Genomic DNA, 7,871 nt, shown 5'->3' with positions numbered 1-7,871 from the left:
TCGCCCGCACGATGCGTCTCCTCGGCGCACGCTCCCTCGCGGAGCTCGAGCCGGGCCACGTCACACGGTTGCAGCGCCTCGTGCCGCGCTCGTGCTGAGGCTGCGTCGGCTAGTTCAGGAAGCCCTGGGTCACGAGTTCGACGGAGAGCCGGGAAACCTTCTCGACGTCGCGCCCCGCTGCAACCTGCTTGACGCCCGCGTCGACGACGCCCTGGATGAGTTCGACGCGCACCTCGGGGTGGCTCAGCCCGAGTTCGGCGATCACGTCGCGCAGCGGCTGCACGAGTTCGGTGTGCTGCTCCTCGAACCGCGCGATCTTCTCGGGTGAGAAGACCGCGCCGTGCAGGGCGTGCACGATGTCATACTTTCCCTCCGCCACGAGGCGCAGGGTCGTCGTGATGTAGGCGGCCAGACGCTCGATCCCGCTCGGCGCGCCGGCCATCGCCGCGGAGAGCTCCTCGCCCCACTGCTGGAACGAGCGCAGGGCGACCTCCGCGACGAGGTCACTCGCGGAGGGGAAGTACTCATAGATGGTGCTGCGCGCGAGCCCGGCGCGCTTGCCGACGGATGCCGGCGTGACCGCGGCGAGCCCGTTCTCCAGGAGTTCATCCGACGCCGCGACGACAAGGGCCTCGCGCTGGAGGGCGCGGTGCTCGACGACGGTGGGCGCAGAAATCCGGGGCATAGGGCAATTATGCCGGATGGCAATCTTACCGACACGTTGTCGGTTAGGATTCCGGCATGGATATTCTCGAACACTCCCTCCTCGTCCTGCATTTCGTGGGACTCGCCTCCATCCTCGGCGGCGTTCTCGTGCAGATCACTGCCTTCAAGACGGGCACCGCACGCGTACTCCCGGCGATCCTCCACGGTGCCTGGCTGCAGCTCGCCACGGGCCTTGGCCTCGTTCTCGTGCTCGAATTCGGCACCGACGAAACGGTCAACAACGCCAAGATCGGCGTCAAGCTGCTCGTGCTCGTCGTGATCACGGTGCTCGCGCTCATCAACCGCAAGAAGGAGAAGGTCGCGGCCTGGCTCGTGCCGATGATCGGTGCGCTCACGCTCGTCAACATCATCATCGCGGTCTTCTGGAAGTAGAACGCTCGTGACGACTCCTCGCTCCCGCTGGTTCGCGCTGCTCTTCATCAGCATCGCGATCTCCCTGATCATCGTCGACGCGACGATCGTCAACGTCGCGATCCCGTCGATCGTCAACGACCTGGGGATCACCTCCTCGCAGGTGCAGTGGGTGCAGGAGTCGTACACACTCGTCTTCGCCGCGCTGCTCGTGCTGTTCGGCACGGCCGCTGACCGGTTCGGGCGCCGGCGAGTCCTCGTCATCGGTGTCGCGGTCTTCACCATCGCCTCGATCCTCGCCGGCCTCGCCCCCACCGGCGACCTGCTCATCGCGGCCCGAGTGCTGCAGGGCGTCGGTGGCGCCATGGTGCTCCCCACCACGCTCTCGATCATCAACGCGACCTTCCGCGGCAGAGAACGCGCGATCGCGTTCGCGATCTGGGGTTCGATCATCGGCGGCATGGCCGCCGCCGGCCCGCTCCTCGGCGGCTGGCTCACGACCGACTTCTCGTGGCGCTGGGCCTTCGGGGTCAACGTGCCGTTCGGCATCATCGTGATCATCGGACTGCTCGTGACCGCGACCGAGTCGCGCGCGGGTGCGGACCGTGGTTTCGACGTCGTCGGCGCGCTCTTCTCGATCGTCACGACCGCATCCCTCGTCTTCGCACTCATCGAGGGCCGCAGCTACGGCTGGTGGCTCGCGACGGACGGGCTCACGATCGGATCGTGGGAGTGGCCAGTCGCGGTCTCGCCCATCCCGTTCTTCTTCGCGCTCTCGATCGCCGCCGCCCTGGTCTTCGTGTGGTGGTCGCGGCGCCGTCGCACCCGCGGACTCTCGACGATGATCGCGCTCGATCTCTTCACCATCCCGTCGTTCCGCAACGGCAACCTCGTGGGCCTCGTCGTGAACCTCGGCGAGCTCGGCGTGCTCTTCGTGCTCCCGATGTGGGTGCAGAACGTGCTCGGCTTCGACGCGTTCGGGGCCGGGCTGCTGCTGCTCTCGCTCGCGATCGGCTCCTTCCTCGCGAGCGGGATGGTGAGCGCGCTCTCCAGGCGGATGACTCCGGTCGCCATCGTGCGCGCCGGCCTCGTGCTCGAGATCGTCTCGATCACCGCGCTTGCCCTCGTACTCTCGCCGGACGCAACCTGGCAGCTGCTCGCCCCGCTCCTCTTCTTCTACGGCATGGGCATCGGCCTCACGAGCGCGCAGCTACCCAACGTCGTGCTCTCGCACGTGCCGGTCGAGCAGAGCGGTCAGGCCTCGGGCACGCAGAGCACCTCGCGCCAGGTCGGGGCCGCGCTCGGCATCGCGATCCTCGGTACCGTGCTGTTCTCGACCCTCGGCACCGAGCTCGATGCGCACCTGGCCGCGCTCGGCATTCCGCAGGAACCCCGCGCAGGCCTCGTCGCAGCCGTGGTCGACAGCGCGGGCGCTGCGATTCCGGGACTCGGCAACGACCCGGAGACCGCCCCGATCGCGGAGCAGGCCCGCCTCGCGTTCTCGGACGCCGCACGCTACTCCTCGCTAGGAGCGGCCGGCTTCCTCGCCCTCGGCCTCATCGCGAGCGTGTCACTCGGGAGTGGGCGGCGGGAGGACGAGGTGGCGGCGGCAGCCAAAGCAATCGCGGGTTAGCCTCGATCACAACGCGCTCCTGACGTGCATAGCGACAATAAGTGGCCCTTATTAAAGCCTGGTCAGAGCCGCAATTCGGGCCTATGTTGTTCACCTGCAGACGCTACCCATTTCCAAGGTCAAGGACAAGCTCAACGAGTTCGTCGACGCCGTGTCACTGACCCACGAGCAGGTGACGATCACGAGGAACGGATCGCCAGCCGCCGTCCTCATCGGCGCCGACGAGTGGGAGTCGCTGCAAGAGACCCTCTTCTGGCTCTCTCGACCGGAAATTCTCGAGGATGTCACCCAGGCGCGGCAGGAACTCACGGAGCGAGCGACGTCAAGTGAGGAGCAGATCCGTGCGGAGTTCGGCGTTCCATGTCGACCGGTGCGGTGAACGACGGTCACGACCACGCCTACCGGGTGGGGTTCGCCGGCACCGCTCGGCGCGACCTGCACGGCGTTCCGCCACGCATAGTGCCAGCGATCATCGAGTTTGTCTACGGCGACCTCGCGCGCAACCCGCGCCGCGTCGGTAAGCCGCTACAGCGCGAACTCGAGGGCATGTGGGGGGCGCGCCGGGGGCCCTACCGCACCATCTACGAGATCGTCGGCGATCACCTGCTCGTGCTTGTGCTCCACGTCGACCACCGCGCCGACGTCTACCGTACCCGCTGACCTGCACGGCATTCGCTGAGGCAAGGCCAAACGCTACGCGTTCCTCATGGCTCCAGCGCGCCCAGCAAGTTCGTCGCGACGGTCGAGTGCGCCGACTCGGGGTCGGCCGGGTGGAGGAGCCCGGCGAGCGCGTCGCGGTACAGCCGCGAGAGCTCGTTGGCCGAGGAGTAGGCGCTGCCGCCAGACACTCGAATGGCCGTCTCGACGACCGAGCGCGACACGTCGACGGCGCGCGTCTTGGTTCCTGCGAGCTGCCGAAACCATGCGCTGCCACGATCCGCGAGCTCGTCCAGGTCGCGGGCGAGCCCCTCGATCTGCGGCGCGAGCGAGTCGAGGGCGATCGCGGCATCCGCGAGCTGCCACCGCATGTCCGGGTCCTGCGAGTACGCCGCACCGCTCTTCATCGACTTCCGCTCCTTCACCGCCGCGACGCCGAGTTCGAGCGCGCGGTCGGCGATCCCGGCATAAACGCTCGAGATGAGCAGCAGGAAGTTGCCGAAGAGGCCAAAGATGTAGAGATCGGCGCTCGGGCCCACCGGGAGCACGCGCGCAATGCGGTCGGCGGGCACGACGGCGCCCTCGAGCCGCGTCGCGAAGCTCTGGGTGGCCCGCATGCCGAGCACGTCCCAGTCACCCACGGCCTCGTGGCCGCCCGCCGCCCGGTCGAGGAAGCCGTGCACGAGCCGTGGGTTGCCGGGGTCGCTGTCGTCGCGGCCGAAGATGCCGAGGCGCGTCCAGGCCGGAGATAGGGACGTGAAGATCTTGGTGCCCGTGAAGGCGTAGGAGCCGTCCGCACGCGGCACGGCCGCGGTGCACGAGTCGAACATGACGAGGTCGTTGCCGGCCTCGCTGTTGCCGAAGCCGAAGAGCTCGCCGGCCTCAGCATCCGCGAGGAGCCAGGCCAGGCTGTCGTCGCCGCGATCGCGCAGCACGCGCGCGATACCGACAGTCACCAGGTGCATGTTGATGCCGAGCGCGGTCGCCGGGGCGTGCGCGGCGAGCAGCCGCTGGTCGCGCACGGTCTCACGCAGCGAGCGGGGGGCGAGGTAGCCCACCGCCCGCAACTCGTCGAGGTCCTCGGCGAAGAAGGCGTTATCCCGGTCGTAGCCGGGAGCACGCGAGCGGATGCGGTCGAGCAGTTCGGGGGTCAGTACGGTCACCCAGCAAGGCTACGCTCGCCGCGCGGGCGGGAGCGGCCCGAGTCGCACGACTGTGGTTGCGGTGCGGCGCGCTGCGCTACGGCGACAGCGTGCGGAACCCGAACTCGCTCGCGGCCTGCAGGAGGCGCTTGTCGTAGGCGACCACGACATCCGCGTCGAGGAGGGTCGCAGAAGCGAGGTGGATCGCGTCGAGGCTGCGCAGCGTGGTCGGGCCGAGCCGACGCGCGATACCGATCACCTGGTCGGTGATCGGGCATTCGAGCACACCGGAGAGGGCGTCGTCCACGAGTTCGGCGACGTCAGCGGACGGCTCGGCATCGAGTCGGTTGCGAACCGTCCTCGAGACCTCGACCCAGGCGAGCGTGGACGAGTACACCGGGAATCCCGCGTGAGCGAAGCCCTCGAGGGCGAGCTCGACGAGGTCGGACTCCGCCTCATCGAGCGCGCGCTTCGCAAGCGCGCTGCTGTCGACGTAGACGCGCACTCAGAACCGGTCTTCGCGGTCGAGGAGGTCGATCGACGTGACACCTTCGGGCAGCTTCAGCCTCCGGCGCGCCCGACGGAACGGCTCCCGCGCCGGGCGCAGCATGCCGCGTGCGATGAGGTCTTCGATGCTGTCTCGCGAGCGCGGCGACGGCACGGGTCGCTCGGCTAGCCCGAGGAACTGGTCGACGGCCTCGCGCAGGAGCTCCTGCTGCGAGCGCCCGGTGCGCTCGGACTCCTCCCGCAGCGCGGTCTCGGCTTCGGGGCGCAGTCGCAGGTTCGTAGCCATGCACCTACGGTACCAGCGGTGGTACCAGCTGCGGTACCGTTCGCCGCGCGGCGACCGGGCCGAGCGATCAGCGGAGCGCCGCCGCGATCGCTCGCACTCCCATCTCCACCTCGGCGAAGCTCGTCGAGAGCGGCGAGAGCCCCAGACGAATGCCGTTGGGCGTGCGGAAGTCGGGGATGATCCCCTGCTTCCACAGCGTCGACATGATCGACGTGAACCGGTCGTCGTTCACGGTGACGTGGGAGCCGCGAACCGCGCAGTCACGCGGTGAGGCAAGCGTGGCATCCGGCAGCAGTTCGTCGGTGAGCGCGATCGCGAACTCGGTGAGCGCGACCGACTTGGCGCGGATCGCGGCCATGCCCGCCTCCTCGATGAGGGCGATCATGTCCTGCATCGCAAGCATCCCGATCAAGGGAGGCGTGCCGCTGAGCACCGAGCGGATGCCCGGCGCTGGCTCGAACCCGTGCGCCATCGTGAACGGATGGCGGCTGCCGAGCCACCCCTGGATCGGCTGGCGGAAGATACCCTGCATGGCGGTACTCACGTACGCGAACGCGGGGGACCCTGGCCCGCCGTTGAGGTACTTGTAGGTGCAGCCAACCGCGAGGTCGACGCCCCACGCATCGAGCCAGGTGGGTACAGCACCGACCGAGTGGCAGAGGTCCCAGAGCACGAGTGCGCCGGCCCGGTGGGCGAGGGCGGTAATCGCGGGGGCGTCCAGCATGTGCGCCGAGCGGTAGTCGACGTGGCTGAGCACGAGCAGCGCGGTGGTCGCGCCGACGACGGCCGCGACATCCGCCACCGTCACGGGGGCAGCCTCGATCCAGCGCACGGTAAGGCCGCGCTCGGCGGCGACCCCCTCGACGGTGTAGCGGTCGGTGGGGAAGTTGCCGCGATCGATTACGACCTCGGTGCGACCCGGGCGCGCGTCAACTGCCGCGCGGATGAGCTTGTAGAGCAGCACCGTCGTCGAGTCGCCGATGGTGGTCTGGCCGGGGGCGGCGCCGATGCACACGCGGCCGAGGTCGTCGCCGATCGCCTGGCCGCGCGTCATCCAGCCCTCGTCCCAGCCGCGGATGAGGCGGGAACCCCACTGGTCGCGCATGAACTCCGCAACCCGGTCGACGGATGCCGCGAGCGGTCGCCCGAGGGAGTTGCCGTCGAGGTAGGCGATGACATCCGGCGACTGCAGAAACTTCCTGCGGTGGGAAGCCAGGGGGTCTGCGGTGTCGAGGGTTGCCGCGTCGTTCACCTGGGGAATGGGTTCTGCGTCGGGCTGCGGTGCAATCCACCCCGCAACTGTACGAGCACCTCCGCGAGCCGGTCGACCACGGTCTCGAGGTCTTCCGGCGTGATGACGATCGGCGGGGCGAAGCGAATGGTGGAGCCGTGCGTGTCCTTCGCGAGCACGCCCCGATCCATGAGCAGTTCGCACACTCGACGGCCGGTCGCGAGTGCGGGGTCAATGTCGACACCGGCCCAGAGTCCGGCGCCGCGCACCGCGAGCACGCCATTGCCGATGAGGCCGTCGAGCCGCTCACGCAGTCGCGAACCGAGCACCCGAGCGCGCTCCTGCATCTCGCCGGTGGCGAGCAATTCCACGACCGCTAGGCCGACCGCGGCGGCGAGCGGGTTGCCGCCGAAGGTCGAGCCATGCTGGCCAGGCTTGAGCACCCCCAGAATGTCACGGTTGCCGACGACGGCGCTCACGGGAACGATGCCGCCGCCGAGCGCCTTGCCGAGCAGATACAGGTCGGGCACGACGCCGACGTTGTCGCACTGGAACGTCGCGCCGGTGCGGCCGAGGCCGGACTGGATCTCGTCGGCGATGAAGAGCACGTTGTGGCGCGTCGTGATCTCGCGCACGGCGGGCAGGTAGTCGGCCGGGGGCACGATGATCCCCGCCTCGCCCTGGATCGGCTCGATGAGCACGGCGACGACTTCTGTTCCGGTCAGCGCAGCCTCGTCGATCGCCGCCTCGATGGCAGCGGCATCCCCGTAGGGAACGCTCACGAAACCGGGAGTGAACGGTCCGAAGTCGGAACGGGCATCCGGATCGTTGGAGAAACTGATGATCGTGGTCGTGCGCCCGTGGAAGTTGCCATCGAGCACGATGATTTTCGCGAGGTTCTCTGGCACGCCCTTCACGCGGTAGCCCCAGGCGCGTGCGACCTTGATGCCGGACTCGACGGCCTCGGCACCCGTGTTCATCGGCAGAACCATGTCTTTGCCGGCGAGCGCGGCGAGCGCCGTCACGAAGGGGCCGAGCTGGTCGTTGTGGAACGCGCGGCTCGTGAGCGTGACGCGGTCGAGCTGCTTCTTCGCCGCGGCGATGAGGCGCGGATGCCCGTGCCCGAAGTTCACCGCGGAGTACGCCGCGAGGCAGTCGATGTAGCGCCGCCCGTCGACGTCGGTCACCCAGGCGCCCTCGGCCGTCGCGACGACGACGGGCAACGGGTGGTAGTTGTGTGCGGCGTGCTCGTCCTCCATCGCGAGGAAGGCCGCGGCCTCCCCCGTCATCGCCGCAGCTCCAAGGTGCAGCACTTCACTCCACCACCACCCAACAACA

The 7,871-nt window shown here is 68.7% G+C and carries 10 protein-coding genes; 4 read left to right on the top strand and 6 right to left on the bottom strand.

The window, feature by feature from the left end; genetic code table 11:
* Positions 1–109: 109 nt before the first annotated feature.
* Complete coding sequence (locus ACHZD8_RS09755; protein WP_394770137.1) at positions 110–685, bottom strand: TetR/AcrR family transcriptional regulator; 576 nt, start codon at positions 683–685, stop codon at positions 110–112.
* Between the two features lie 56 nt (positions 686–741).
* On the opposite strand from ACHZD8_RS09755, the gene ACHZD8_RS09750 reads away from it, so the two are divergent.
* Genes ACHZD8_RS09750 through ACHZD8_RS09735 form a run of 4 tightly spaced genes read left to right on the top strand, consistent with a single transcriptional unit; the run spans position 742 to position 3,370 of the window.
* Positions 742–1,098, top strand: coding sequence for a hypothetical protein (locus ACHZD8_RS09750; protein WP_394770135.1), 357 nt, complete (start codon positions 742–744; stop codon positions 1,096–1,098).
* A 7-nt stretch (positions 1,099–1,105) separates the two neighbouring features.
* Positions 1,106–2,710 carry an MFS transporter gene (locus ACHZD8_RS09745; protein WP_394770133.1) on the top strand — a complete coding sequence of 535 codons (1,605 nt, stop codon included), beginning with the start codon at positions 1,106–1,108 and terminating at the stop codon, positions 2,708–2,710.
* A gap of 58 nt (positions 2,711–2,768) precedes the next feature.
* Positions 2,769–3,089 (top strand): type II toxin-antitoxin system Phd/YefM family antitoxin, encoded by a 321-nt coding sequence (locus ACHZD8_RS09740; protein ID WP_394770140.1) that lies wholly within the window; start codon positions 2,769–2,771, stop codon positions 3,087–3,089.
* Positions 3,071–3,370, top strand: a complete 300-nt coding sequence (locus tag ACHZD8_RS09735; RefSeq protein ID WP_394770132.1) for a type II toxin-antitoxin system RelE/ParE family toxin — start codon at positions 3,071–3,073, stop codon at positions 3,368–3,370. Before ACHZD8_RS09740 ends, ACHZD8_RS09735 begins: the two co-directional genes overlap by 19 nt.
* A 44-nt stretch (positions 3,371–3,414) precedes the next feature.
* Here the strand turns inward: ACHZD8_RS09735 and ACHZD8_RS09730 are convergent, their stop codons facing one another.
* The 5 genes from ACHZD8_RS09730 to rocD form a co-directional block, all read right to left on the bottom strand.
* Positions 3,415–4,530, bottom strand: coding sequence for an acyl-CoA dehydrogenase family protein (locus ACHZD8_RS09730; RefSeq protein WP_394770131.1), 1,116 nt, complete (start codon positions 4,528–4,530; stop codon positions 3,415–3,417).
* A gap of 76 nt (positions 4,531–4,606) precedes the next feature.
* Positions 4,607–5,014, bottom strand: a complete 408-nt coding sequence (locus tag ACHZD8_RS09725; protein WP_394770129.1) for a type II toxin-antitoxin system VapC family toxin — start codon at positions 5,012–5,014, stop codon at positions 4,607–4,609.
* A complete protein-coding gene (locus ACHZD8_RS09720) occupies positions 5,015–5,302 on the bottom strand; it encodes a hypothetical protein (protein WP_394770128.1) in 288 nt (95 codons plus the stop codon).
* A gap of 67 nt (positions 5,303–5,369) precedes the next feature.
* Complete coding sequence (locus ACHZD8_RS09715) at positions 5,370–6,554, bottom strand: kynureninase (RefSeq protein ID WP_394770126.1); 1,185 nt, start codon at positions 6,552–6,554, stop codon at positions 5,370–5,372.
* Entirely contained in the window at positions 6,551–7,822 is a 1,272-nt protein-coding gene (gene rocD, locus ACHZD8_RS09710; RefSeq protein ID WP_394770138.1) for an ornithine--oxo-acid transaminase, read from the bottom strand. Before rocD ends, ACHZD8_RS09715 begins: the two co-directional genes overlap by 4 nt.
* Positions 7,823–7,871 lie beyond the last annotated feature (49 nt).

Origin of the sequence: Lacisediminihabitans sp. (assembly GCF_043726815.1) — a bacterium.
Taxonomy (GTDB): domain Bacteria; phylum Actinomycetota; class Actinomycetes; order Actinomycetales; family Microbacteriaceae; genus Lacisediminihabitans.
Note: the sequence above shows the minus strand (reverse complement) of the source record. Positions and strands in the feature narration are given on the sequence as shown.

Excerpts from the sequence above, each read along its gene's own strand:
- ACHZD8_RS09735 (WP_394770132.1), top strand. The coding sequence starts at position 3,071 with ATGTCGACCGGTGCGGTGAACGACGGTCACGACCACGCCTACCGGGTG.
- ACHZD8_RS09755 (WP_394770137.1), bottom strand. The coding sequence starts at position 685 with ATGCCCCGGATTTCTGCGCCCACCGTCGTCGAGCACCGCGCCCTCCAG.
- ACHZD8_RS09750 (WP_394770135.1), top strand. The coding sequence starts at position 742 with ATGGATATTCTCGAACACTCCCTCCTCGTCCTGCATTTCGTGGGACTC.
- rocD (WP_394770138.1), bottom strand. The coding sequence starts at position 7,822 with ATGACGGGGGAGGCCGCGGCCTTCCTCGCGATGGAGGACGAGCACGCC.
- ACHZD8_RS09720 (WP_394770128.1), bottom strand. The coding sequence starts at position 5,302 with ATGGCTACGAACCTGCGACTGCGCCCCGAAGCCGAGACCGCGCTGCGG.